Annotated in this window: 28 protein-coding genes; 15 read left to right on the top strand and 13 right to left on the bottom strand. The window is 66.3% G+C overall.

Features of this window, described 5'->3' with window-relative positions; all coding sequences use genetic code 11:
* Window positions 1-2 precede the first annotated feature (2 nt).
* Entirely contained in the window at window positions 3-410 is a 408-nt protein-coding gene (locus ACZ1I2_RS06815; protein WP_465174653.1) for a MerR family DNA-binding protein, read from the top strand.
* A gap of 318 nt (window positions 411-728) precedes the next feature.
* Here the strand turns inward: ACZ1I2_RS06815 and ACZ1I2_RS06810 are convergent, their stop codons facing one another.
* Both ACZ1I2_RS06810 and ACZ1I2_RS06805 read right to left on the bottom strand, forming a co-directional pair.
* On the bottom strand, window positions 729-863 hold the full coding sequence (locus ACZ1I2_RS06810; protein WP_465170435.1) for a hypothetical protein: 135 nt from the start codon (window positions 861-863) through the stop codon (window positions 729-731).
* Between the two features lie 737 nt (window positions 864-1,600).
* Window positions 1,601-2,728: an aldose epimerase family protein gene (locus ACZ1I2_RS06805; protein ID WP_465174654.1), complete on the bottom strand. Its 1,128-nt coding sequence runs from the start codon at window positions 2,726-2,728 to the stop codon at window positions 1,601-1,603.
* Between the two features lie 282 nt (window positions 2,729-3,010).
* On the opposite strand from ACZ1I2_RS06805, the gene ACZ1I2_RS06800 reads away from it, so the two are divergent.
* Together ACZ1I2_RS06800 and ACZ1I2_RS06795 are read left to right on the top strand one after the other, a co-directional pair.
* The gene (locus tag ACZ1I2_RS06800) at window positions 3,011-5,935 is read left to right on the top strand and encodes a TonB-dependent receptor domain-containing protein (RefSeq protein WP_465174655.1); all 2,925 of its coding nucleotides are present in this window, start codon (window positions 3,011-3,013) and stop codon (window positions 5,933-5,935) included.
* A gap of 184 nt (window positions 5,936-6,119) precedes the next feature.
* Window positions 6,120-7,154 carry an aldo/keto reductase gene (locus tag ACZ1I2_RS06795; RefSeq protein ID WP_465170438.1) on the top strand — a complete coding sequence of 345 codons (1,035 nt, stop codon included), beginning with the start codon at window positions 6,120-6,122 and terminating at the stop codon, window positions 7,152-7,154.
* Between the two features lie 143 nt (window positions 7,155-7,297).
* Here the strand turns inward: ACZ1I2_RS06795 and ACZ1I2_RS06790 are convergent, their stop codons facing one another.
* Together ACZ1I2_RS06790 and ACZ1I2_RS06785 are read right to left on the bottom strand one after the other, a co-directional pair.
* Window positions 7,298-8,386, bottom strand: coding sequence for an NHL repeat-containing protein (locus ACZ1I2_RS06790; RefSeq protein ID WP_465174656.1), 1,089 nt, complete (start codon window positions 8,384-8,386; stop codon window positions 7,298-7,300).
* A 58-nt stretch (window positions 8,387-8,444) separates the two neighbouring features.
* A complete protein-coding gene (locus tag ACZ1I2_RS06785) occupies window positions 8,445-9,086 on the bottom strand; it encodes a class I SAM-dependent methyltransferase (protein ID WP_465174657.1) in 642 nt (213 codons plus the stop codon).
* Between the two features lie 163 nt (window positions 9,087-9,249).
* On the opposite strand from ACZ1I2_RS06785, the gene ACZ1I2_RS06780 reads away from it, so the two are divergent.
* Entirely contained in the window at window positions 9,250-11,022 is a 1,773-nt protein-coding gene (locus ACZ1I2_RS06780; RefSeq protein WP_465174658.1) for a tetratricopeptide repeat protein, read from the top strand.
* A gap of 147 nt (window positions 11,023-11,169) precedes the next feature.
* On the opposite strand, the gene ACZ1I2_RS06775 is transcribed toward ACZ1I2_RS06780, so the two are convergent.
* The 7 genes from ACZ1I2_RS06775 to ACZ1I2_RS06745 all read right to left on the bottom strand — a co-directional run bounded on the left by ACZ1I2_RS06775 (window position 11,170) and on the right by ACZ1I2_RS06745 (window position 14,932).
* Window positions 11,170-11,499 (bottom strand): hypothetical protein, encoded by a 330-nt coding sequence (locus tag ACZ1I2_RS06775; protein WP_465174659.1) that lies wholly within the window; start codon window positions 11,497-11,499, stop codon window positions 11,170-11,172.
* A 94-nt stretch (window positions 11,500-11,593) separates the two neighbouring features.
* A complete protein-coding gene (locus ACZ1I2_RS06770) occupies window positions 11,594-11,725 on the bottom strand; it encodes a hypothetical protein (protein WP_465174660.1) in 132 nt (43 codons plus the stop codon).
* 1 nt (window position 11,726) lies between these two features.
* A complete protein-coding gene (locus ACZ1I2_RS06765; RefSeq protein ID WP_465174662.1) occupies window positions 11,727-12,335 on the bottom strand; it encodes a hypothetical protein in 609 nt (202 codons plus the stop codon).
* A complete protein-coding gene (locus ACZ1I2_RS06760; RefSeq protein WP_465174663.1) occupies window positions 12,332-12,868 on the bottom strand; it encodes an RNA polymerase sigma factor in 537 nt (178 codons plus the stop codon). The genes ACZ1I2_RS06765 and ACZ1I2_RS06760 overlap by 4 nt, the downstream gene beginning before the upstream one ends.
* A gap of 45 nt (window positions 12,869-12,913) precedes the next feature.
* The gene (locus tag ACZ1I2_RS06755) at window positions 12,914-13,078 is read right to left on the bottom strand and encodes a hypothetical protein (protein ID WP_465174664.1); all 165 of its coding nucleotides are present in this window, start codon (window positions 13,076-13,078) and stop codon (window positions 12,914-12,916) included.
* A gap of 10 nt (window positions 13,079-13,088) precedes the next feature.
* Window positions 13,089-13,520 carry a class I SAM-dependent methyltransferase gene (locus ACZ1I2_RS06750; RefSeq protein ID WP_465174665.1) on the bottom strand — a complete coding sequence of 144 codons (432 nt, stop codon included), beginning with the start codon at window positions 13,518-13,520 and terminating at the stop codon, window positions 13,089-13,091.
* Window positions 13,521-13,678: 158 nt separating this feature from the next.
* Window positions 13,679-14,932 (bottom strand): LGFP repeat-containing protein, encoded by a 1,254-nt coding sequence (locus ACZ1I2_RS06745; protein WP_465174666.1) that lies wholly within the window; start codon window positions 14,930-14,932, stop codon window positions 13,679-13,681.
* A 69-nt stretch (window positions 14,933-15,001) separates the two neighbouring features.
* Here ACZ1I2_RS06745 and ACZ1I2_RS06740 point away from each other — a divergent pair, with 69 nt between their 5' ends.
* On the top strand, window positions 15,002-16,144 hold the full coding sequence (locus tag ACZ1I2_RS06740; RefSeq protein WP_465174667.1) for a helix-turn-helix transcriptional regulator: 1,143 nt from the start codon (window positions 15,002-15,004) through the stop codon (window positions 16,142-16,144).
* A 139-nt stretch (window positions 16,145-16,283) separates the two neighbouring features.
* Complete coding sequence (locus tag ACZ1I2_RS06735; RefSeq protein WP_465174668.1) at window positions 16,284-16,685, top strand: cupin domain-containing protein; 402 nt, start codon at window positions 16,284-16,286, stop codon at window positions 16,683-16,685.
* 24 nt (window positions 16,686-16,709) lie between these two features.
* Here the strand turns inward: ACZ1I2_RS06735 and ACZ1I2_RS06730 are convergent, their stop codons facing one another.
* Window positions 16,710-17,279: a TetR/AcrR family transcriptional regulator gene (locus tag ACZ1I2_RS06730; RefSeq protein ID WP_465174669.1), complete on the bottom strand. Its 570-nt coding sequence runs from the start codon at window positions 17,277-17,279 to the stop codon at window positions 16,710-16,712.
* A gap of 98 nt (window positions 17,280-17,377) precedes the next feature.
* On the opposite strand from ACZ1I2_RS06730, the gene ACZ1I2_RS06725 reads away from it, so the two are divergent.
* Together ACZ1I2_RS06725 and ACZ1I2_RS06720 are read left to right on the top strand one after the other, a co-directional pair.
* The gene (locus ACZ1I2_RS06725; protein WP_465174670.1) at window positions 17,378-17,755 is read left to right on the top strand and encodes a DUF4267 domain-containing protein; all 378 of its coding nucleotides are present in this window, start codon (window positions 17,378-17,380) and stop codon (window positions 17,753-17,755) included.
* Between the two features lie 35 nt (window positions 17,756-17,790).
* On the top strand, window positions 17,791-18,135 hold the full coding sequence (locus ACZ1I2_RS06720) for a DoxX family protein (protein ID WP_465174671.1): 345 nt from the start codon (window positions 17,791-17,793) through the stop codon (window positions 18,133-18,135).
* A 77-nt stretch (window positions 18,136-18,212) separates the two neighbouring features.
* Here the strand turns inward: ACZ1I2_RS06720 and ACZ1I2_RS06715 are convergent, their stop codons facing one another.
* On the bottom strand, window positions 18,213-18,659 hold the full coding sequence (locus ACZ1I2_RS06715) for a hypothetical protein (RefSeq protein WP_465170451.1): 447 nt from the start codon (window positions 18,657-18,659) through the stop codon (window positions 18,213-18,215).
* Between the two features lie 232 nt (window positions 18,660-18,891).
* Here ACZ1I2_RS06715 and ACZ1I2_RS06710 point away from each other — a divergent pair, with 232 nt between their 5' ends.
* The 7 genes from ACZ1I2_RS06710 (at window position 18,892) to arsC (ending at window position 25,082) form a co-directional block, all read left to right on the top strand.
* Complete coding sequence (locus tag ACZ1I2_RS06710; protein WP_465170452.1) at window positions 18,892-19,290, top strand: hypothetical protein; 399 nt, start codon at window positions 18,892-18,894, stop codon at window positions 19,288-19,290.
* Between the two features lie 66 nt (window positions 19,291-19,356).
* Window positions 19,357-21,693 (top strand): TonB-dependent receptor family protein, encoded by a 2,337-nt coding sequence (locus ACZ1I2_RS06705; RefSeq protein ID WP_465181606.1) that lies wholly within the window; start codon window positions 19,357-19,359, stop codon window positions 21,691-21,693.
* Between the two features lie 178 nt (window positions 21,694-21,871).
* Window positions 21,872-23,236 (top strand): PepSY-associated TM helix domain-containing protein, encoded by a 1,365-nt coding sequence (locus tag ACZ1I2_RS06700; RefSeq protein WP_465174673.1) that lies wholly within the window; start codon window positions 21,872-21,874, stop codon window positions 23,234-23,236.
* A gap of 61 nt (window positions 23,237-23,297) precedes the next feature.
* On the top strand, window positions 23,298-23,717 hold the full coding sequence (locus ACZ1I2_RS06695; RefSeq protein ID WP_465174674.1) for an ArsI/CadI family heavy metal resistance metalloenzyme: 420 nt from the start codon (window positions 23,298-23,300) through the stop codon (window positions 23,715-23,717).
* Window positions 23,717-24,055: an ArsR/SmtB family transcription factor gene (locus ACZ1I2_RS06690; protein ID WP_465174675.1), complete on the top strand. Its 339-nt coding sequence runs from the start codon at window positions 23,717-23,719 to the stop codon at window positions 24,053-24,055. The genes ACZ1I2_RS06695 and ACZ1I2_RS06690 overlap by 1 nt, the downstream gene beginning before the upstream one ends.
* Window positions 24,052-24,714 carry an aquaporin gene (locus ACZ1I2_RS06685; protein ID WP_465170457.1) on the top strand — a complete coding sequence of 221 codons (663 nt, stop codon included), beginning with the start codon at window positions 24,052-24,054 and terminating at the stop codon, window positions 24,712-24,714. The genes ACZ1I2_RS06690 and ACZ1I2_RS06685 overlap by 4 nt, the downstream gene beginning before the upstream one ends.
* Entirely contained in the window at window positions 24,711-25,082 is a 372-nt protein-coding gene (gene arsC / locus ACZ1I2_RS06680; protein WP_465174676.1) for an arsenate reductase (glutaredoxin), read from the top strand. Before ACZ1I2_RS06685 ends, arsC begins: the two co-directional genes overlap by 4 nt.
* The last annotated feature ends 41 nt before the right edge of the window (window positions 25,083-25,123 follow it).

Genomic DNA, 25,123 nt, shown 5'->3' with positions numbered 1-25,123 from the left:
CGATGGCGGAGATAACGATCGCGGGGCTGGCGCGCGAAGGTGGCGTCGGCGTGGAAACGGTGCGCTATTATCAGCGCCGCGGCCTGATCGACGAGCCGGCACGCACCGGCGGGTCAGGCCTGGCCGGCGGCATCCGCCGCTATGGCGCGGATCATGTGCGGCGGCTGCGCTTCATCCGCTCGGCGCAGGGCGCTGGCTTCACGCTCGAGGAGATCGGCGAGCTGCTCGCGCTCGACGCGACTGAGGACCGCGACCGCGCGAGGCGGCTCGCGACCGAGCGGCTCGCCGCGCTCGACGAGAAGATCGCCGAGCTCGAGCTGGCGCGCACTGCGCTCAAGCGGCTGGCGCACGCGTGCGACACCAGCGCAAGCGGCCCCTGCCCGATCCTCCACGCGTTCGACCGGGCTTAGGAAGCGAGTTCGATCATCCGCGCCGGCATGTGCCGGCACGCCCCGAGATGACCGCGTGGCCGGGTGCACAGGCTTTCGCCCGGACCTGAGCCGGCGGCGCGCAGGCAGGTGGAGCCAGGACGCAATCTGAAGGCCGCAGGAACGGCCGCTACAGCATAGTTCATCGCTTCCCCTTTTCGCTTTCGCGAAACGATCAACGACGACGCGCCCTTCGCGTTCCGACCCCGAAACGGAATCGTGTGGACAAATCGACAAGCAGTCCGGATTCCAGCAGGTTGTGGATCCGAAAAAATTTCGGCGGCGACCGGCCCGTATCGATCAGAAGGGCGAAGCACCGATATATTTCAACAGACCGAGCACCGCGATCAACACCGCGATGGCGATGATGATGTTCGCGATATTGATGCTGCTCTTTGCGACCACGACCTTTTCGTCGCTGTTGATCTCGGCCATGACTCTACTCCCTTGATGATTCGCCCTCAAGCGATCTACCGACCCCAACGCGCCATCGGCCTCCCCGTTCCTGTGGCGCTCTCCGTCCCGGCAACATCGTTCTTCCAAGCATTGGCAGGTCGGAAGGAGGTCGCTCCGGCGACTGCGTTGGGGCCTGCTCTCCTCATCTCGTGTACCGAATTCGAGCCGGTCCTGGGGTAATTAGGACTAATTCATGCTGCACCCTTTCCCGCAACAATATTGCAACCGCAGTTCATGCAGATTAGGACCGCCGGGCACGTCGACGCCGGCGGACCGGAAATATCCGCTGTCGGCTCGTCTTGCCTGTTCAGGGAGTATCATGAGTGAAGTCGTCAAAACCCAGCGTATTTGGGCGCTTGAAGTGTGCGTTCGGAAAGCATGAGCCTGACCGACGCAAGGCGCGCAAGGTCTCTGGAGTATGGCGCGGATACTGCCTGCACTGTAACCGCAGCATGGAACGCGTCGATCGCAAATGGCGCTGCGTAACGCGCTAGACAGGGCATTCGTTAGCACGGGACCTGCAGGGGGATGATCGTCACCGACCGACGTTTTGCCCGGGCATCACGACATGTATCGATCGAGCCGGAATCGAGCCGAAATGCTGCGCCGCTCGCCCTCGGCTTGTCCAAGCACTGATCTCTTCCGTCGAAGCATGGCTTCGACAATTCGGTGAGCGTCCGGGGCCGAATCGGGGGTGGGGTTCCAGCCCGGTTTCGCTACCGCCGGATGCCGAACCTGTAGATCGTCGTCGACCGAAACGTCTCGCCCGGGCGCAATATCGTCGAGGGGAAAGCGGGCTGATTCGGGCTGTCGGGATAATGCTGCGTCTCCAGCGCGAAGCCGGCGCCCTGGCGCAGCATGCGGCCGTCACGCGTCTTCTGTTTCCCGTTGAAGTGATTGGCAGTGTAGAATTGCACCCCCGGCTGGGTCGTGCGCATCTCCAGGGTGCGGCCGCTCGTCGGGTCCCAGGCGCGCGCACCGACCGGGATGGGGTCGGCCGCCGGCTTGGTCAGCACGAAATTATGGTCGAAGCCATTGCCCAGCAGCATCTGCGGATCGTTCGAGGCAACGCGTTCGCCGATCCGCGTTAGCTTGCGCAGGTCGAACGGGGTGCCGGTGACCGACCGTATCTCGCCGACCGCATTGCGCTTGTCGTCGATCACCGCGAAACTGTCCGCGACGATCTGGATGCGCTGGTCGTCGACGCTTCCGGCCCGGTCGCCGCCCAGGTTGAAATAGCTGTGATTGGTCAGGTTGATGACGGTCGGTCTGGTCGTGGTGGCGACATAGTCGATCCGCACCGCATCGTCGGCGCCGAGCGTATAGGTCACCGCGACGTCCATCGCACCGGGAAAGCCGTTCTCGCCATCGGCGCTGTGATAGCGCAGGGTAAGGCTGCGGCAGCCGGCGGTGCTGCACGGCTCGGCCGTCCACACCTTGGACGAGAAGCCCTTGCGCCCGCCATGCGAGACGATCGCGGTCGGATCGGGCGAGAGCGGGTAGCGCACGCCGTCAATTGAAAAGCCGCCATGCGAGATGCGGTTGGCATAGCGCCCGATCACCGCGCCGACGGTCGGCGACGCCTCATAGGCCGCGACGTCGGGCAGTGCGATGACGACATTGGCGATGTGCCCCGTCCAATCGCGCACGCTGATCTCGTCGATCGCCGCGCCGAGCGTCAGCACGCCCAGCCGCGTGCCGCGATCGTTGCGCAGCACATAGCGGTCGACCGTCCGGCCCTCCGCCGTGACGCCGAAATCGCGCCGTTCCGGGCCCGCCGGTGGCGCCGCGGCGGCGAGGGGAAGGGCAAGCAGGACGGTGAACAGGCACTTCGCTGGATTCAAGACAACCTCCCCTTTTGGCGCCCATCCTAGCCTGGCCGATGGTCAGCACCAATCGGATTGGCCGGCGGGTTTGCACCGTTTTGGCTGCGATTAAATCTGACAATAAGGCATCGGAATGCAATCCGCCATATTGTACACAGACAGTTGTCACTGTATGCAAGATATGTCTATGGCGGCCAAGTGCAGTCAGAGGCTCCAATAATAAACGACGCGACTCCGGCTTCCCGCTGGAGGACGCCCATCGGGGAGAGAGAAAATATGATTTCTGTCAAGAATCGAGTCGTGACTCATCGCCTCGCGCTGCTGGCCGCGACGATGCTCGCCGGCACGGCCGTGCCCGCCTTTGCGCAGGCCGCCGCCGCGCAGGATGCGCCCGCCGCGCCCGACGACCAGCCCGCCACGCCCGGCACCGACATCGTCGTCACCGGATCGCGCATCCAGAACGGCAACAACCAGCCCACGCCAGTCACGGTGGTCAATGCGCAGCTGCTCCAGGCGACCACGCCGACCAGCATCCCGGACGGCCTCAACAAGCTCCCCGCCTTCAATTCGACCTCGACGCCCAACAACGCGGTCAACGCCAATGGGCGCGGCTTCGGCACGCCCGGCAACTTCCTCAACCTGCGCGCGCTCGGCCCGATCCGCACCCTGATCCTGCAGGACGGCAATCGCGTGCCCGGCACCTTCTTCGACACCACCGTCGACACCAACATGCTGCCGCAGCTGCTCATCTCGCGCGTGGAGGTGGTCACCGGCGGCGCCTCGGCCGTTTACGGGTCCGACGCGGTAACCGGTGTCGTGAACTTCATCACCGACAATAAATATGTCGGGATCAAGGGCCTGCTGCAGACCGGCATCTCGGATTATGGCGACGCCTTCTCGGTGCGCGGCGGTGCCGCCTGGGGCATCAATATCGGCGAGCGCGGGCATCTCGAGCTCAGCGGCGAATATTACAAGCGCAACGGCATCGACGACACCGCCAGTCGCCCTTACGGCAATCTCTATCCCGCGGTGGTCGGCGCGGGCACCGCGGCCAGCCCGTTCACGCTCGTCTACAATGCGCGGCAGAGCAACGCCTCGGCCGGCGGCCTGGTCCGCACCGGGCCGTTCGCGGGCATGCAGTTCCTCCCCGACGGCTCGCTGGCTGCGTTCAACCCGGGCACCGCGACGGCCACCGCCAATGCCGCGGTCGGCGGCGATGGCGGCTATGTCCATAACGAATGGCTACTCTACAATTTCAAGTCGGCCCAGGCGTTCGGCCGGTTCGACTATGAGTTCAGCGACACGATCAAGGGCTATGTCTCGGCGCGCTACGCCAAGAACCGCTCGTTCGGCGCGAGCCAGATCTATACCAACATCACCAATGCGACGGCGGGTGCGCCGAACAATTCGGCCGGCTCCTATCCGCTGTGGATCTATAGCGGCAACGCCTTCCTGACGGCGGCGCAGCAGACCGCGCTGACCAACAGCAACACCAGCAGCTTCGCGATCAACCGCTTCGACAGCGATTTGATGAAGGACCTCGCGCTCGAGACGCGGATCAATTCCTTCTCGGCGACGGCGGGGCTCGAAGGCGGGCTGTTCGCCGATTTCGCCTGGGACGCGCATTATACCCACGGCTTCAACCGCACGCGGCTGACCTCGCAGAACAACGTCAACAGCATGAATTTCTTCGCCGCGGTCGACGCGGTGCGCGATCCGGCGACCGGCAATGTGGTGTGCCGGGTCAGCATCACCGCACCGGGCGCCTTCCCAGGCTGCGTGCCGCTCAACCTGTTCGGTGAGGGCCGCGCATCGCAGGCAGCGAAGGACTTCATCTTCGAGGACACGTCGTGGAGCGCGCGCAACACGCTCGACGATTTCGGCCTGAACATCACCGGCACCGCGTTCGACGGCTGGGCCGGGCCAGTCAAGGTCGCGGTCAGCGGTGCCTATCGCCGGGCCGGCCTGCGCGTGACGACCAGCGTGCCGGACAACAGCTTCAACCCGCAATATCTGCGCCTCGGGCCGGCGGGCAATGCGCTGACGGCGTCCTATCCCGTATCCAATCTCGGGCATTTCAAGGAAGTCCAGTCGGGCGCGATCGGCAGCGAAGACATTTACGAGGGCAATGTGGAGGTCAATGTCCCGCTGCTGAAGGACCTGCCGCTGGTCGAGCTGCTCGCGTTCAACGGGGCGTATCGCTATGCCCGCTACGACGCGGTCGGCAACGGCAATGTGAAGGCGAATTTCTCGTCGAGCACCTGGAAGCTCGGCCTGGAATGGAAGGTCAGCGAGGACTTCAAGCTCCGCGCCACCCGCTCGCGCGACTTCCGCGCGCCGACCTTGTGGGATCTCTATCAGGCGCAGGTCATCTCGGCATCTGGCGTCACCGATCCGCTGACCGGCGTCGCGGCGCAGCTCAACACCCTGGCCGGCGGCAACCCCAATCTCGAGCCCGAGGTCGCGCAGAACTTCACCGCCGGGGCGGTGCTGACTCCGCGCTTCATGCCCGGGTTCAGCCTGTCGTTCGATTATTTCCATGTGAAGATCGACAATGCGATCGGCGCGGTCGCGGGCACCAACCCGATCGTCCAGTCGCTCTGCCTCGCGTCGGACGGGTCCTCGCCCTATTGCGCGCTGCTGGTACGGCCGATCTCGTACAACAGCACTTCGCCGGCCAATTTCCCGACGCTCAACATCTCGCTCAGCCAGAATATCGCGCGGATCGAGGCGAAGGGCTTCGACGTCGAGGCGAACTATACCACCGCGTTGCTGAGCGGCCGGCTGAACCTGCGCGCGCTCTGGACTCACCAGCCGACGCTGACCACGGAGACCATTCCGGGCGCGGTCATCACCAACGCCGCCGGCACCGAGACCCAGCCGCGCGACAAGGTGAACTTCACTGTCAATTACCGCATCGGCCGGTTCGGCTTCGACTTCCTCGAACGCTTCGCCTCGTCGATCAAATGGACCGGCAACCCGACCCAGGTTTTCGCCATTCCCGATGTGCCGGCCTATTTCCAGAGCGACCTGAACCTGTCCTATGATCTGGGTTCGGACTCGCAGGTGACGACCTTCGTCAATGTCGCCAATGTCTTCAATGCCAAGGGCGGCATCTACCAGACCTCCGGCTTCACCGGCAGCATCGGCCTTCGTTACCCGAACGTGGCCTATGCCGATGCGATCGGCCGTTATTTCACTGCCGGCGTGCGCTTCAAATTCTGACGGCGCACGGGTTTTCGCGGGCGTCCGGCAATGATGCCGGACGCCCGTTCTGTCTTTCGCGATGCGGGGCGTGGACCTTTCGAGTCGGAGCCTGCCAAAACCGGGGAAAGCCCTGTAACGGCAATGCCGCGCCGCGGACCGCATGGACCCTCGCGAGTCGCTTCTGGAACAGGGGATTTCGGCCATGGAATATCGGCGTCTTGGTGCCTCGGGCCTTCGCGTGCCCGCCCTCAGCTTCGGCACCGGCACGTTCGGCGGCGGCAACGACTTCTTCAAGGCCTGGGGATCGACCGATGCGGGCGGCGCGGCGCGGCTGATCGATGTCTGCCTCGACCACGGCGTGTCGATGTTCGACAGCGCCGACGTCTATTCCTCGGGGCTCGCCGAGACGATCCTGGGCGACGCGATCAAGGGCAAGCGCGACCGGCTGCTGATCTCGACCAAGGCGACCTTTCCGGGCGCGGCCGGCGACGGCCCGAACGCCTTCGGCTCCTCACGCCAGCATCTGATCGACGCGGTCGACGCAGCGCTCACGCGGCTCGGGACCGACCATATCGACCTGTTCCAGCTGCACGGCCAGGATTACAATACGCCGGTCGAGGAGACCCTGGCGACGCTCGACCAGCTCGTCCGCGACGGCAAGATCCGCTATATCGGCGCCTCCAACTTCTCCGGCTGGCATTTGATGAAGTCGCTCGCCGCGTCGGACCGTCATGGCTGGCCGCGCCATGTCGCGCACCAGGCCTATTATTCGCTGCTCCACCGCGATTACGAATGGGAGCTGCTGCCGCTGGCGCGCGACCAGGGCGTCGGCGCGGTGGTGTGGAGCCCGCTCGGCTGGGGCAAGCTGACCGGCAAGATCCGCCGTGGCCAGCCCGCCGCGCCCGGCACCCGCGCGCACGATATCGCCGGCACCGGCCCACAGTTCGCGGACGAGCATCTGTTCAAGATCGTCGATGCGCTCGACGCGGTCGCGGACGAGACGGGCAAGTCGATCCCCCAGGTCGCGCTTGCCTGGCTGCTCGGCCGCCCGACCGTCTCGACGCTGATCATCGGCGCGCGCGACGAGGCGCAGCTGGTCGAGAATATCGGCGCGACCGGCTGGGCGTTGACCGCGGAACAGGTCGCTTCGCTCGATGCGGCGAGCGAGCAGACGCCGGCCTATCCGGTCTGGCACCAGCGCAGCTTCCCGATGCTCAATGAGGCGGGCCAGGGCTGACGCTCAACCATATCGGCCGTCACCCTGGACGTGATTCAGGGTCCATGCGCGGTCCGGTGACACAAGAGTGTCACCCGTGAGTCAAGTGACCGCGCATGGATGCTGAAACAAGTTCAGCATGACGAAGAATGAATGTGACGCCGCTACTGCCCTGTCGGCACCAGCCGTTGCATCCGGCGGCCCTGCACCTCGGCCACATACAGCACGCCCTTGCTGTCGGTGGCGATCAAATGCGGGCCGGTGAACTGGCCGGGCGCGGTGCCCTTGCCGCCGATCTTGCCGATCGTCGCGAGCGTGGCGCGGTCGAGCACCAGCACCGCCGAATTGCCCCAGTCGGCGACGTACAGATAACGCTGCTTCGCATCGGTCGAGAAGGCGATGCCGGACGCCGTTTGCGGCGAAGCCATGTTGCGGTCGACAAAGCCCTGCTTCACGAAGCGGCCGGCCTTGGTGAAGACTTGGATCCGCTGGTTGTTGCGGTCGGAGACATAGACCAGCCCGTCGCGCGACAGCTCGACGCCATGCACCCCGCTGAAGCCCTGCGGCCCTTCCCCGCTCTCGGGCGTGAAGGGCGCACCCACCGCGCGCAATGCCGGGGCGGGATCGGCCGGGGGCGGCTTGCCGAAGCCGCTCCACATCCGCTTGAACGCGCCGGTCTCGCTGTCGAAGACGATCACCCGGCGGTTGACATAGCCGTCGGCGACATAGGTTTCGTGCGCGGCATCATCGACATAGATATCGGCCGGCGCGTGCAGGTTGGCGGTATCGAGATCGCCCTTGCTTGCCCCGCGCCTGCCGATCTGGCGGATCAGTGTGCCGTCATTGGCGAATTCGAGCAGCATGTCGTCGCCCGCCGCCGGATCGGTCCGGGAATTGCCCGCGATCCATACGCGCCCGCTCTTGTCGACCGCGATGCTGTGCTCGATCGCCGGCCATTCCCAGGCAGCGGAAGGCCCGCCGAACCCGCGCAGATAGGTGCCCTTCCGGTCGAACAGCATCACCGGCGGCGCGGCACTGGGCTGATCCTCCTTCGCCAGACTGCGCGGCCGGTGCAGCACCCATAGCTGGTCGTGGGAATCCACTGCGACCGCGGTGATCTCACCGAGCTTCATCGCCGGCGGCAATTTGAGCCACTGGGTGTCGGCCCGAAAGACCGGAACGCACGGCGGCGCTGCAGCGGACAGCGACAGCGCGCCGAGCATCACGCAGGGGAGGATCCACCATCGTCGCATCTTTCTCTCCCTTGTGCGCTCTTGCGGCGCCGGACGAGTATAGCGGCCCCCGCACCGTTTACGAGGCGGTGCCGACCCAGCTGCGAAAGGCGAACCCGGCATAGAACAGCCCGACATCGTCGAAGCCGGCTTCCCGGAGCAGCGCCTCGTCCTCCTCCGGCGACAGGACCGGCAGATGCTCCATGATGCCCGCGGCCGAGGCCGACGCCCGTGCCGGATCAATGCCGGAGGATATGGCGAACGCCGCCGACCGGGACAGCCAGCCTTCCGCCTGCGCCAGCGGAAAGCTGTAATGCGCCGTCACGAACCGCGCGCCCGGCCCGAGCCGCCGTCGCACCGCCTTCAGGGTACGGAGCCGCTCCTCCTTCGCAAGGAAGTGAAGTGTCAGCAGGCACGCCGCCCCGTCGAACGGCCCCGCTGGCGCGTCGTCGATATAGCCCTGCAGCAACCGGACGCGCGACGCCAACGGCCCCAGGGTGACGAGCGCCAGATCAAGCATCGCTGCCGACGAATCGACGCCGAGCAAACGCCACCGCGGCCGTCCTTCCGCGAACATCTTCAGCTCGAGTCCGCCGCCCGCGCCAAGGACCAGAATGTCCGCCGAATCGGGCGCCTGTTCCGACAGGAGCAGCATCGCCATGCGCTGAAGATCGGCCAGACCGGGCACTTGCCGGGGCGGTCCCTCCGTATAGCGCGCCACTGCCGCCGGATCGCTGAAAGGGCAAGACATGTAACATACCATGATGCATGATTTTTGGCGCGTCAATCGACGCGATTGAACCAGACCGGAGCAAACATGATCTGGTCCATGACCGCCCCGATCTGCTAGACAGTTCAACGGGATGAGCCCCGGAGATTGTGCAATGTCGGTCGGTCGGTCGTGCGTTCTGCTGCTCTTGTGTCTCGCATCGCCCGTCATCGCCCAGGGGCGGACCGACAAAGCCCCCACCCCGTCGCGGCAGCCCGCCACGACCAGCGGGCAAGCGGGCAGCCCCGACGTCGTCGTCACCGGCGTCGTCGACAAGAAGAAGGGCAGCTGGAAACGGGCCGAGTCCGACCATCTGATCGTCTTCAGCAAGGACAGCATGGGCGATATCGCCCGCATCACCAACAATCTCGAGCGGCTCTATACCCTGATGTCGCGCCTCTATCGGCAGGGCGGCCAGCCCGACGAGACGGCGAAGCTGCAGGTGACCCTAATCGACACGCCAGCCGCATTCAGCACCATGGAACTCGAAAATCTGCGCGCGGAAGAAGGGCCGTATCTCGCCGCCTTTCCCGACCGGACCTATTATGATCCGCGCGAGGACGGCGAAGTGCTCGCCATTGCGCGGAACGACCAGGTCATCGAGCTCAACACCAACCGCGCCTACAATCTCGACTGCGATGATTCGATGGCGGAGGGCGCGCGGGAGTGCAGCGGCAACGTGCCCTATCACGCGCCGGCCGTCCGGACCTGGGAAGAACTGCTCTATTCCGCCTTCGCGCAGCGCTTCGTTCTCACCGCCGATCCCGCGGCCTATCCTCGCTGGTATCTCGACGGGGTCGGCGCGCTGTTCTCCACCGTGCGGATCCGCGACAATGGCGCGATCGACTACGCCCTGCCGCCCGAAAACTACAAGCTGGTACTGCGAGCCTATGGCGATCTGAACGTCGGGGACGTCCTGTCGGGCCGTTATCTCGACGCCGCCGGCCGGCGGGCGAGCTGGTCGCCCTATCACGCCTGGCTGCTTGCCCATTATTTCCTGTTCTCCAATCTGAAACCGGAGCGCAGCCAGCAGTTTCGCGACTATATGACGGCGATCCACCGCGGAGTGCCGATGGCCGAGGCCGCCAGGGCCTTCGGCGATCTGGGCAAGCTCCAGCGCGAGATGGTGAAATATGTCGCGGCGCAGAAATCCTTTGCGCGCGCCGATCCGCCCCAGACGTCGCTTGCCGACCCGATCGTCACCTCTTTGTCGCCCGGGAGCGCAGCGCTGGTCGAGGCGCGGGTCGAGCTCGGCACGCACCTTGCCACGATCACGACGGGGAGCAGCACCGCCACAACCCTTTCGGCCACGGAAACGCAGCGCCGCGAAGCCTGGCTCGCCCGGGTCCGCGATACGGTGGCCCGCCTGCCCTATGACAGCGAGGCCCTGTTGTTCGCGGCGGAGGCGGAATGCCGCAGCGGCCATGACGGCGCGTGCCTCGCCGATGCCGAACGCGTGCTCGCCCGATCGCCCGACAATGCCCGCGCCCTTGCCTGGAAGGGCGTGGCGCTGACCGGCCAGGCCGTTACGGGGCCCGCGACCGACCGATCGGCCACGCTCGCCGAGGCGCGCAAGACGATCGCGCGCGCGATCGAACTCGACGGCGACGCCCCCCTGCCGCTGATCGCCTATTTCCAGAGCTTCGCGCGCGCCGGCGAGCGGGTTCCGGACCCGGCGATGCTGGGCATGGCGAAGGTCATCCGCAGCGTGCCGGCCGCGCCGGCGCCGCGCCTGTATCTCGCCGAGGAGCTGCTCCGCCAGGGCAAGGCCGACCTTGCCCGCCGGGTGGTCTATACGGTGCTCTATGGCGCCTATGACTCGCCGGAAAAGACCGCGGCGCGGGCCTTGTTCGCCTCCGCCGGCGGCCCGCCGCCTACGGGGCACTGAACCCGGCGGCGGCCGATGGTTACCAATTGCGGCATATGCAACCGCGTCGGCGGTGTCGCGCTGCTGTCGCCGAACAGACCCATGAAAAATCCGCCCGGCCATTGCTGGCCGGGCGGACAAAGGCACGTCAGGTGACGGTGCCGAATCCTATTTCTTGTCGTCCTTCACGCCGACCACCGGCACGTCGATCGTTTCCTTCTCGGTCTTGACCTTGGGGACCTCGATCGTCTTCTGCGTGGTGCCGACCACGACTTCCTTCGACTTCAGGTCGACGTCCGGCAGCTTGCCGCCATCGGCGCTGACATTGACCTTGGGCAGCGCGCCTTCCTTGACGTCGGCGCTCCAGAAACCCGTCGCGAACAGGAGGGCGACCACCAGGGCGATGGCCACCAGCACAATGCCGGCAATCGCGCCGCCGCTCATCCCGCGTCGTTCCACCACCACGGTCTCGCGGTCGTCGTATCTCGTATCGGCCATGCTATCCTCCTGATTTAACTGGAGGCGCAACGCCGGTTCGGCCGTGAATGTTCCGGACCGGACCATTGTCGCGTTCGCGCATCATCGCCGATAGTCACCTCATCAGGGCCGCGAAGAGGTCCGGTCTCAGCGCGATGAACAGGGCGATGATGAGGCCCGCGGCCATTCCCATGATCGCGCCGGCGGCGACACCGCGCGCGAGCAGCTTTCGTTCCCCGTTCGTCATTTCATTCCTTCCCGCCCAGCAGTGTATCCCCCAGCAACGTATCAATGTCGTCGATCTGCGCGTGCAGCTGCGCCGCGCCGCGCTGGTTAAGCAGCCACACGCCGGCAAAGGCCAGCGCCGCGCCGATCAGCACGATCCAGGTCTTGAGCGGCACATGCAGCAGGCCCGCCACGCCGCCATGCTCCAGCACGGGGCCGATCGTGAAGACGAGGAAGCCGGGGACCAGGGGCAGCAGATACCAGGTCAGCACGCCGGCGAGCGCATCGCGCTGGCGGGCGAGCTGGGCGCGCTGATGGACCAGGATCGGTTCCGCGGCGGCACGTTCGGGCGGCGGTGTGGCCGCGGCGAGACGGTGGAGCTGCCGCACGACGAACAGGGTGCCGATGATGATCATCGCCGACCCGATCCGCATCGCGAGCGAGGGGAGGAACAGGACATAGGCCGAGAAGCCGAGGACGACGACGACCGCCGCGGCATATTCGACCCTGTTGCGGCGACGGACGCGGGCGTAGAAGCGGTCGGCACCGGCGCGCACCGCGGCGAGATCGGGCAGTGCCGGATCGGCGGCGCTCGCCTGCCAGGCCTGTTTGACGATATCGGGCTCGCTCATGCGGCAGCTCCTTTTTCGGCATAAGGCCTGGCCAGCAATGCCTTGATGCGGTGGATGCGCACCGCGACGGCGCCGGGGGACATGCCGGTCACGTCGCCGATCTCGGCAGCGCTCAGATCTTCGAGGTAGAGCAGCATCACCTGCCGGTCGGCCGGCGCGAGCCGGTGGATCGTCGCGAGCAATTGCTCGACCAGCCACCGCCCGGCAGCCTCCCGTTCGAGATCGCCGCCGTCAGGGAGCAGTTCGATCTCGTCCAGCCCGGCAAGGCTTTCGCGCTTCAGGCGCCGGCGGGCGATGAGATGCGTGACCGCGACGTTATGCGCGATGCGATAGACCCAGCTCCGTTCCGAACACTGCCCCTCGAAATAGCCATAGCTGCGCCAGAGGGCGGCGTGGATTTCCTGGACGAGATCGCGCCGCAACTCGGCGTCCGCCTCATAGCCGCGCGCGAGACGCTCGATCGCCGCGCCATAGCAGCGCGCGGCATCGGCATAGCGAGCGTCCCGATCCTGGGTGGCGCGGCGTTGATCCATCCATTCCCTCCGTTCGAGTCTATAGTCGAGCGGCAGCGGGAAATCTTACAGACGAAAAGGCGCTTTGCCGGGCGATAAGGGCCTGACCGCGTCGAAATAATGGTTTTCGCCCTCGTCGAGGCGACAATCGAGCAGGCGCAGTCCCGACGCGTCGAGCAGGCGTTCATATTCCTCCCGGCCAAGCGAGCGCGACAGCCGGCCGGTCAGCACGTCCCGCCATTCACACGCCTCGCGCGGCGCGCTGAACAGGAACCGTCCGCCCGGCTCCAGCGCCTGTGCCACGCCGCGAAGAACCCGATGCTGGTTGTCCATATCGAGCAGGAACAACAGGCCGACGGATGGCGGCGGCAAAGCGGCGGTGAAAGAACATGCTGTCCTGCGCGGCCTCACAGGCAGCCTGCATCGATGGAAAGCGGCGGCGAAACGTCGCGATCAACTGTGGCGACGCATCGACGCCGAAGACCGTGAAACCATCCTCGACCAGTGCCTGCGCGATCGGCACGCCCGAGCCGCAACCGACGTCCAGGATGGCGGTCGCCGGGGGCAGCGCGTCGCGGGCCCAGGACCGCACCAGCCCCGCCCCGATGGCCGATCGGGCGGCCATGAACTGTTCGGCGATGGCGTCCCAACCTTCAGAACGGTCGACGGTCATGGCGGCGGGCCTCCTTGCCAGGAGCATAGCAGATGGCGACCAGGCGGACAGCCGATGCGCTGCTCGACCGGGTGGCCGTCATCGTCCATCATGGGCGCCGGCACGACGACGGCCGCCGCGAGGGTTCGCGACGGCCGCACGTTATCGGCCCGCCAGCATCAGACCGGGTCGACCGAAAAATAGACCTTGTAGGACGCGTCGCCATCCGTGAGCAGTTCGGTTTCCAGATGATAGCGGATCCCCCAGAATCGTGCCCAGGGCAGATGGGCCGATTGCACCATTTCCTTGGCGCTGATCTGAAGGGTCGTCTTGCCGATCAGGTCGTCATCGGACCCGATAATGTCGTTCACGGTCGAGACGATCTTCGGCGCGAACTCCTTCCATAACGACTCACAGGTCGGTGCGGCCTCGGGGCCGAACAGCGCGCCGCAGGCGGCGGAGACCCCTTTACCGGCGAGATCGACGCCTGCCTTGACCAGGCCGAGATAGGCATCCGGATCCCCCTGGTCGTGCTCGATCAGCGCGACGCCGAGCGCCATGCCGAAGGGATTGCCGACATAGATCTGAATGTCGTCGGGGCGTTCGTCCCCGGAATCGACATCGTCGTAAATCGGCGAGCGTATCGCCGCGGGTGGCGAGTTGCCGTCCGCCGGCACCGAGATTGACCCGATAACGACGTAAGGCTCGTCAGCCGACGACGCTTCATTGCTTTCCCCGAAACAATAGAGCCCCCGGTAGCGCAGTCTCACCCTGCCGAGGTCGAATGCCCCGATGTCCGGCCACCAGTAGATCGCCCCGTTCTGGAAGCGCGAGATCCTGCCGCCTTCGGTAAAGGGCCGCTCTCCTTCCGTCGGGAAGCCGAGCCAGCCCTGTTCCCAGCCGAGAGAAGCCCATTTGTCGCGAATCGCGCCATGAACCTCGTGCGCGCCCGAAGCATAGCTCCAGTAGATCGAGCCATTCTGGAAATGATTGTAGCGCCCCGCGCCGTCCGGCGTCGGGCGCTCGTCCGTGACGGGATAGCCGAGAAATCCGCCTTCCGCACCAAGCGCCGCATACTCGGCGAGGATCGCCCCATGCACCCAGCATGGCGCATTCGGCGGAAGCAGGAAGATTTCGCCATGTTCGAACTTTTGCCGGAAGCCGTCGCCGGCGCCGAATTCGACACCGCCGAGCGCCTTGCCCGGCGCGCCGCCGAGATCCAGCACCTTCTGCTTGATGGCCTTGTCGGCGTCGCCAAATACGGACGTGAGGATTTTGGTGATATCGGACACGGACTTTTTGGCCCGATCATTCATGTTCGTCGACAGCCGCGATGTGCGGGATGCCGCGGTCGAGAGCGTGGGTGACAACATCATAACCTCCAACAGTTGCGAGGCCGGTTGCCTAGCCGGACCCGGAACCTCGCGGCTCACCCGAACGGGTGAGAGGCTGTACTTTCGCCACTAGGGGGCATAGATTTGGCTCCGCGAGGAACCGGACGCGTGCGGCCAAGCCCAACGGACCTTCTGGACATCGTCGGTGCGCTGCATGAAGGCGTTATCGACGATGGAAGCTGGAATGCGGCGCTCGATGCGCTGAGCGACCATCTGGGAAAGAGCGGCCTTTTGCTCGGCACGATGCCCAGCTCAGGCAAGGCATTCGAGCTTAGCGGCCACCGGGTCGATCCAGCGGCGATCGCAGTGCTTGCCGGACCGATGGCGAACGCCGACGACAATCCCTGGGTCGCCGCGGCGCCCCGACTGGCGCTTCGACGCCCGGCAACCGTCCACGACATCGGCGGTCAGGATCTGCTTGAGGCAAGTCGTGTCTGGGACGGTTTCTATGCCGCGTTCGATTATGACCAGGCAGTCGGCGCCGTGCTCGAACGCCAGTGCGACTATACCGACATCATGATGCTCGCGCGGCGAGGCGGCCCCTATGCGGGGGCGGAGCTGGCGATGTTTCAGGCGCTCATCCCCCATGTGGCGCGGGCGTTTCGGGTGCGGCGTCAATTGCGGATCTGGCGCGAACGCGCCGAAGATCTCAGTGCAGCCCTCGATCATCTCGACCGCGGGATCATCATCACTGGTCCGGAGGGCCAGATCCGCTTCACCAATCGCGCGGCCGAGCGACTCCTGTCGGCCGGTGACGGCATCGACGCGACTCGCGGCCGGTTGCGCGCGACCCGGACTCGTGCCTCGGCCCAGCTGAGCAGGATGATTTATCGCAGTGCGCTGACGGGCATCGGGCAGGACGATGTGGCCGTTAACGCGGTCTCGATCGCCCGCTCGAACGACGCGTCGCCGATCGCCGTGATCGCCGAGCCCCTTGCCCCCGGCCATCATGAGAGCATGGGCCAGGGACGGCGCGAAGGCGCGATCCTGTTTGTCGGTCATTCGACCATGGAGGCGCAGCCTTCGGCGGCAAGAATCGCCGCGATATACGGGCTGACGGTGGCGGAGGCCGAGATAGCGGCGAGCATCGTGTCGGGCGCGAGCGTCGCCTCGGCGGCGCTGGCCCGCGGAATCACCGGGAACACGGCCAAGACGCATCTCAAATCGGTCTATGAAAAAATGGGGATCAACCGGCAGAGCCAGCTCGTCCGCCGCGTCATGGCCGATGTCGGCGGGCTCATGAATCCCTGAGCGCGAACGGGCGAAACACGGTGTCGCCCCACGGAAGAGCGCGACACCATCCTCGGACCCCTTTCCTGCATCCCTATTCGCGCTCGCAAAGGGGAACGGCCAGGTCCAGACTGTTCGCCTCACATCGAGAGGTCAAACCATGCAAGCGATCCCCCTCACCCTGGCGGCCGCGGCGATCCTTCTCGCCGGGGGCGCATCGCCGGCGCCCGTGCAGACCCGCCCTACCGGCACGACGCGTACCGACCTTCAGCGACATGATCTCGCCCTGCCTGGACGGGAGGTGCTTCAGGCGCGCGTCGACTTCGCCCCGTCGAGCAGTTTCCCGCGCCACACGCATCCCGGCGAGGAGATCATCTATGTGCTCGAAGGCGCGCTGGATTATGAGGTCGCGGGCAGGATTGTCCCCCTCAAGGCGGGCGAGGTCCTGTTCGTTCCGGCGGGTACCGTGCACGCGGCGCGCAACACCGGCACGACCAGGGCGGCCGAGCTGGCGACCTATGTCCTGGAAAAGGGCAAGCCGCTCACCACGATCGTGGAATGAACGGCCGGGCGCCTGAATGCCCTGTCAGCGTTCGCCGAGATGGCCGACGAGCAGGTCGAGGCGCGCCTGCTGACCCTCGGGTGGGATGCGGCCGCCGCGGCACAGGACCGCCAGGCCGTGCAGCGCGGCCCAGACCAGCTCGGTGCGCAGATCCGGATCGGCGTCGAACGGCCTGATCGCGCCAGCCAGCTCGGCAAAGGCCGCCTTCAGGGCCGAGGGCGAGTCGTCGCTGGCGAATCTTACGTCGATCGGCAGCACGAACATCGCCTGATACAGCGCCGGCCGCTCGGCGGCGAAGGCCAGATAGGCGCCGCACACCGCCCGCAATACAGGCCCGGGCTCGGAAAGGTCGGCGCGCGCCTGACGCAGCCGGTCGGCAAGCTCGGCAAAGCCCTGGATCGCGACGGCGCGGACGATCGCGTCCTTGCCGTCGAAATGGCTGTAGAGCACCGGCTGGCTATACTCGACGAGATCGGCGAGGCGACGCGTGGTCACCGCCTCCCACCCCTCGGCCTCGGCGAGATCGCGCGCCGTCGCCAGGATCAGATCATGGCGGCTGGCGCGCTCTCGCTGGCGGCGGTCTGTCACGGACATATGCTTGTCTTACTAATGCTCGTGATTCTGTCAATGCTAGATATTCATTGACATATTATCTAGCGTTGCTAGATTCCGTGACCACAGGAGATTAGACCATGGTCAGCACCCTTGCATCCATCATGGCCGGCGCGATCGGCGCCGGCATCATCTTCATCGGCGCGCGCTTCCTCGTGGCGCCGCGAACGGCCGCCGCCGGATACGGCGTTCCGGCCGGGGAACAGGCCCTGTCATCGGCGCCCTGGCTGTACGCGAAGGGCGTGCGCGACATCGCATCGGGGCTCTTCATCTGGATCCTGCTGGCCAACCGCGCGCCGCATCTGCTCGGCGCGTTCCTGATCGCCGCCAGCATCATCCCGATCGGCGACGCGGCGATCGTGCTGCGCAGCGGCGGCACCCGCGCGGCGGCCTATGGCATCCACGGCGCCACCGCCGCAGTCATCCTGGCCGCTGGCGCGGCGCTGCTCCTGGCCTGAACGCCGATCCCTTTCACGACATACCGGAGCACATCATGACCCTGTTCGGCCTGCCCGCCACCGATATACTATCCTGGCTTCTCGCGCTCGCCTTTTTCGGCGCCGGCGTCGTCAATGCAATTGGCTCGGCCGCGATCAGGGACGATTTCGTCCGTTGGGGCTATCCGCGTTGGTGGCATCTCGTGACCGGCGGGCTGGAGGTGCTGGCGGCCGCGCTCATCATGGTGCCGGCCATACGCGTTGCCGGCCTTGGGCTGGGTGCCGCGATCTGCGTCGCCGCGGTCGCCACCGTGATCCGGCACCGGGACTATCGCCATGTCGCGCCGGGCCTCGTCCTGGCCGCGCTGTCGGCGCTCGATCTCGCGCTGCTCGCCGGGTGACGCAAGAAGCCGCCCGACCATCGCTGGCCGGGCGGCAGGGAGTCAACGCGTGCAGCGTCGATAGGGAATGTCAGGCCTTAGCGACGATGGCCGCCATAACCGCCATGGCCGCCATAGCCACCACCGTGGCCGCCGTAACCGCCACGGCCATAGCCGCCGCGATACCCGCGATCATAACCGCGATAGCCGCGGTTGTAATAGCCACGGTCGACATAGCGGTCGTTGTAAATCACGACCGGAGGCGCGCGGTAATAACCGTCATAGGCATAGCCACGGTCATAATAGTCCGGGCCGTAATAGCCCTGGTCGTAATAGCCATCGTCATAATAACGGTCGCGATTGCCGTTCGACGCGAGCGCCGCGCCGATCGCCAGGCCGGCCACGCCCGCGACGATCGCGGTGCCGGTATTGTCATGGCCACGATAGCGCCCGCCATAACGCTGCGCCTCTGCAGGGGCAGCGACGGTCAGTGCGGTGGCGCTCAGCGCGAGCGCAAGGCCCGCCTTGGCAAACAGGGATTTCATCAGTTCACTCCTCGGGGGCGGGCGCGAAGACGTTTCCGAATTGAACGTCGCCCCGTGCCGGCTTGCTCTCCATATAGGGATAAGCAACTGAATATGCACGGAACGCGACTTGCAGCACCTATTAATCTGTTCCGGCTGCGATCTGTTCGCGCGCGATATTTGAGAAGGCCTCGCGCGGAAATGCCACCGCATTGAAATCGACAAAGCCATCCGCCGCCGCTAGGCGAAAAACGTGACTGCGCTCCGCCGCCATTTCCTGCGCCATCGCGCCCTTGCCGGGTGGATCGTCGCGGCTGCGCTGCTGATGAAGCTGCTGATCCCGGCCGGCTATATGCCGGGCATGTCGGGCAACAGCATGATCATCCAGATCTGCTCCGGCTATGGGCCGATGACCATGACCATGCCGATTCCCGGCAAGGAACAGGGCCAGGACCATCAGCAGAGCAAGGCGGAGATGCCCTGCGCTTTCTCCGGCCTGTCCGCGCCGACGCTCGCGGCAGCCGACCCGGTCCTGCTCGCGCTGGCCATCCTGTTCGTCATGGTCATGGGCGCGCGCTTCGTCGTCCCCCTGCCGGCGGCATCGCCGGCCCATCTGCGTCCGCCACTGCGAGGACCGCCCGCTACTTCCTGATCCGCCATTTTTTTGCAGCGCGCGCCGCCGATGCGGGGCGCGTGCCGATCAGGAAGACATTTCCCCATGAAGACCCTGTTGATCGCGGCCGCGTCCGCCATCGCCCTTTCGTCGGCGGCGTCTGCCCAGACGAGTATTGACCAGAAGCGCGCCGACCTGCTGCGCCAGCGCGCCGAGATCGATGCGCAGCTCGCCACGCTAGACCAGAAGGCGCCCGCCGTTGCGCAGGATCGCGTAGAGGCCCCCGCCACGGACGACATCATCGTCACCGGCCATGCCCTGTCGCTGACCACCCAGGTGACTGGCCAGACCGTCACCACCATCGATGCCGCGGTGTTCCGCAACACGCCCGCGACCACCATCGCCGATATCGTCAAGCTCTCGCCCGGCGTCGCCGTCACGCAGGGCAATGGCCCACGCGACGTCAGCGTGTCGGTGCGCGGGTCCAATGCGCGCAACGGCTTCGGCGCGCGCAACATCCAGGTGTTCGAGGATGATTTCCCCGTCACTCAGCCCGACGGCCTCGCCCGGTTCGACCTGACCGACCCGCATGCCTATGGCGCGGTCGATGTGGTGCGCGGGCCGTCATCAGCGCGCTACGGCAATTATGCGCTGGGCGGCGCGGTCAATTTCCGCACCCGGCGCGGGCGCGACATCGACGGGATCGAGGTCGGCGCGGATGCCGGCGGCGACGGTTATGCCAATGTCTATGCCACCATCGGCCATGCCGGCCCGAAATACGAATATGCCCTGTTCGGCAGTTTCGTCCGGGCCGACGGGGCGACCGGGCATAGCGGCTACGAAACCGGTACGATCAACGCGTACGGCACCTATGCGCTTGGCGACCACGACCGGGTCGCGGCCAAGCTGATCTACAATGAGGGCGAGTTCCGCCTGTCGACCCGGCTTTCCTACAACCAGTATCTCGCCAATCCGTACCAGCAGGGATGCGCGGCGGCGGCGACCGCGGCACCCGGCTGCGGGACGATTTCCGTGCTGGTCAACGGCATCAACGGCGCGCGCATTGCGCAGACCGCGGCCGAGGGCGATCTCGCCCGCAACGACCGGCGCACGATTATCGGCACGCGTTACGAGCATGATTTCGGCCCGGACACGACCTGGCGCACCCAGGCGACCTTCGACAGCCGCGTGGTCAACCAGCCGACCAGCGCCACCCCGTTCAAGGGCACGCTCGACAGCTACAACATCACCTCGGACGTGACCAACCGGGGCACGCTGTTCGGCATGGATGCGACCAGCTTCATTGGGGTCTTCTACAATTATCTCGACAACCAGAGCTTCAGCTTCAACAAGACGCCCGCCGGCCGCAACGGCTTCGGCGCGCCGACCCAGACGGTGTTCGGCGACATCCGCAACATGGGCGCCCGGGCGCGGGAAGAGGTGCAGATCACGCCGCGACTCCAGTTGATCGCTGGCATCGGCGTGGAACGATCGATCATCGACGTGCGGCAGACCGCGTACAGCTACCCGGTCGGCGGCAACCCGGTGCTCAGCCTGATCCCCGCCGAGCGACATTTCTCCAACGTCGCGCCGGAAGCGGCGCTGTTCTGGCAGGCGATCGATGCGGTGCGGCTGCACGCCCGGGTCGGTACCGGCTATGGCATTCCCCAGGCGGGCAATCTGTTCGTTACCGCGGCCGGCGTGCCGGGCGACAATGCCGATCTCAAGTCGCAGCGGAACACCGGGGTCGATGTGGGCGCGGAGATCGCGCTCGGCGATACGCTGAAGGCCGAAGTGACCGGCTATTATGAGTGGTTCACCAATGAGCTGGTCAGCCAGTCGGCCGGAATCGGCCTGCTTGCCTATACCTCCAACGTGCCGCGCTCGGTGCATCGCGGGGTCGAGCTCGGGCTGAGTTGGCGGCCCGTTTCCGGCGTGAAGCTGGAGGGCAGCTACAGCTATAACGACCATCATTATACCGACTTCACCGAACGGCTGAGCGCGGGCGGTTTCTCGAAACTGCTCGACCGTGAGGGCAAGGCCATTCCCGGGGTGATCCCGACCTTCGTCAACGGCCGCGCCGGCTACGATCAGCCGCATGGCCCGCTGGCCGGGCTGGGCGGCTTTGCCGAGGTGACCTATCGGGGCCGGTACGTCATCGACAACAGCAATGTGCTGGCGATGCCGGCCTATACCCTGGTCAACCTCAACCTGCATTACGATCCGCCCAAGAGCGCCGAATGGTGGTCACGGATCAGCCTCTTCGCTTCGGTGCAGAATCTGTTCGACCGGACCTATGTCGGATCGGCCTCGGTCATCTCTAACAGCCTGAACGCCACCACCGGGCTGGAGAACCCGGCCTCGGCCCTCTCCACGACCACCGGCTCGATCTATGCGGGGCAACCGCGGACCATTTATGCCGGCGTGAGGACGCGGTTCTGATGGTGACGCCAGGCGTGTTCAGCTCCCTCTCCCTGCGGGAGAGGGAAGGAGCCGCGAAGCGGCGGGAGGGTGAGGGCGACCGTCGCTTGTGTCGCGAACCTCACCCTCATCCGACCTCGCTGCGCTCGGCCACTTTCTCCCGATGGGAGAAGGCTTTTAGACTCCAAGGATCTCACTCATGAGCACCCCATCGCGCCGCTGGCCCGGCTACAACGCCATCTGGCGCTGGCATTTCTATGCCGGACTGTTCTGCATCCCGTTCGTGCTGTGGTTGGCGGTGACGGGATCAATCTATCTGTTCCGCCCGCAGATCGAGACACTGATCGACCGGCCCTATGCCCATCTCGACATCACCGGCCCCCGCGCCACCGCCGCGCAGCAGGCCGCCGCCGCGGTGCGTGCGGTGCCGGGGTCGGTGCTCCATCGCTACCAGCTGCCCGACTCGCCCGACCAGGCCGTGCAGGTGATCGTCGGCGCCGGCGAGCGGGAGACGCGCGTCTATGTCCATCCGCAGTCGCTCGCCGTGCTGAAGACGGTCGACGAGGACCAAAGGCTGATGCGCATCGTCTTCCGCCTGCATGGCGAGCTGCTCGCGGGCACGGCCGGCTCCTATCTGGTCGAGCTCGCTGCCTCCTGGGCGATCGTGATGATCCTGTCCGGCCTGTTCCTGTGGTGGCCCCGCGGCGGCGGGCTGGGCGGCGTGCTGTATCCGCGGCTGCGATCGGGCGGGCGGCGCTTCTGGCGCGACCTGCACGGCGTCACCGGTTTCTGGGTGTCGGCGCTGGCGCTGTTCATGCTGCTGTCGGGCCTGCCCTGGGCGAAGAGCTGGGGCGGGTATCTCAAGACCATCCGTACCGTCGCCGAAGGCCAGATGGTGAAGCAGGACTGGACGACGGGGAGCGCCGGCGAGCTGAAGGCGCGTGCCACCGCCGATGCCGGCACGCGCGCGGTGATGGGCGAGCATGCCGAACATGGCGGCATGGCGATGGTCCATCCGATGGGCTCCTACGCCCCGCTCGACCGGCTGATCGCGACCGTGACGCCGCTGAACCTCGCCGCGCCGGTGCTGATCGCCCCGCCGACCGGCATGGGCGCGCCCTGGACCGCCAAGTCGGATGCGGCCAATCGCCCGATGCGCACTGACCTGACGCTCGACGGCGCGAGCGGCGTGGTGCTTTCCCGCACCGACTTCGCCCAGCGCCGGCTGATCGACCGGATGGTGGGCTATGGCGTCGCGGTGCATGAGGGGCAATTGTTCGGCTGGCTCAACCAGCTGATGAACCTCGCCACCGCGCTCGGCCTGATCCTGCTCTCGGTCAGCAGCGTGGTGATGTGGTGGCGCCGGCGGCCGGGCGAGGTGCTCGGCGCCCCGCCCGCGCTGGCGCCGCGCGCCGTCGCGATCGGGTTCGTCGTGCTGCTGGTCGGGCTCGGCCTGTTCCTGCCGCTGCTCGGCGTGACCCTGGTTGCGGTGCTGCTGGCCGAACGCCTGGTCCTGCGGCACCTGCCGGGGGCGCGGCACTGGCTCGGGCTGAGACCGGCATAAACCGCTTGTCGAATCGATATTTCGGCGATATTCGAAATATAGAAGCAAGAGGAGACCCGCGATGAAGCGCCTGCATCTGCATATCAGCGTGCCCGAGATCGAACCGGCGATCGGTTTCTACACCACCCTGTTCGGCGCAGCGCCGATCGTGGTGCAGCCCGATTATGCCAAATGGATGCTCGAGGACCCGCGGGTGAATCTCGCCATCTCGTCGCGCGCCCGCGCTACCGGGGTCGACCATGTTGGCATCCAGGTCGACAGCGCCGACGAACTGGGCGAACTCGCGACGCGGCTCAAGGCAGCGGGCGAGACGACGTTCGACCAGGAAGCGACCACCTGCTGCTACGCCAAATCCGACAAGAGCTGGGTGACCGACACCGCCGGCGTGCGCTGGGAGAGTTTCTTCACGCATGGCGGCGCGACCTCCTATGGCGAGGACGAAGTCATCCCAGCCTCTGCTCCCGCAAAGGCTTGTTGCTGATGCAGTTGCCCGTCGCCGTCGAGGCGCTGTCCGCCCTTGCCCATGCCAGCCGCCTCGCCGTCTTCCGCCTGCTGGTGCGGGCCGGTCCCGAGGGCATGGCGGCGGGCGATATCGCGCGCGAGGTCGGCGCGCTGCCCAATACCTTGTCGAGCCACCTCACCATCCTCGGCCATGCTGGGCTGATCCGGTCGCGGCGCGACGGCCGTTCAGTGATCTATTCGGCGGATTATGAGGGCATGCGCGGCCTGCTCAGTTTCCTGATCGAGGATTGCTGCGCCGGCCGGCCGGAGATCTGCGCACCCCTGCCCGATTTAGCGCAACCCAGCTGCTGCGCGTGACAGCGGCGCGCCGCCTCGCGGCGGAAGGGCTGGGCACGGCACTGCTGCTCGCGATCGTCGTGGGGTCGGGCATCATGGGTGCGCGGCTGGCCGGCGGCAACATGGCCATCGCCCTGCTCGCCAACGCGATCGCGACCGGGGCGGGGCTGGTGGTGCTGATCCAGATGCTCGGGCCGGTGTCGGGGGCGCATTTCAACCCGGCGGTGACGCTCGTGGTGCTGCTGCAACGGGGCATCGCGGCGCGCATGGCCGGGCTTTATGTCGCGGCCCAGCTTGCCGGCGGCGTGGCGGGCGTCTGGACCGCGCATGCGATGTTCGCCGAGCCGCTGCTGCAGGTCTCGACCAGGCTGCGCGATGGCCCGGCCCAGGGTTTTTCGGAAGCCGTCGCGACCTTCGGCCTGATCGGTACGATCCTCGCCACGCAGCGGGCGCGGCCCGAGGCGACACCGATGGCGGTCGGCCTCTACATCACCGCTGCCTATTGGTTCACGGCATCGACCAGCTTCGCCAACCCAGCGGTGACGGTGGCGCGCAGCCTGTCGGACAGTTTCGCCGGCATCGCCCCTGGATCGGTGCCATTGTTCATCGCCTGCCAGATCGCCGGTGCCCTGGCGGCGGTGATCGTCTTCGGCTGGCTGCTCGAGGAGAGTCCCCAATGAGCGAATTTCCCGTCACCATCTATCACAACCCCGATTGCGGCACGTCGCGCAACGCGCTGGCGATGATCGAGGCGGCCGGCCACAGTCCCGTCGTGATCGACTATCGTCGCACCGGCTGGACCCGCGCCCAGCTCGACGGCCTGCTCGCCGCGATGCAGGCCACCCCGCGCGACCTGCTGCGCGACAAGGGCACGCCCGCGGCCGAGCTGGGCCTGCTCGACCCGGCGGTGCCGGACGAGGCGATCCTTGAGGCGATGCTGCGCGACCCGATCCTGGTGAACCGCCCGATCGTGGTGACGCCGAAAGGCACGAAACTGTGCCGCCCGTCCGAGACGGTACTGGCGCTGCTCGACCAGACGCCGGCCTGAAGACGCGGGCGCCATGATCGCGTCCATTATGGAGGAAAAGT

It is taken from the genome of Sphingomonas sp. BL-S-29 (assembly GCF_055521495.1).
Note: the sequence above shows the minus strand (reverse complement) of the source record. Positions and strands in the feature narration are given on the sequence as shown.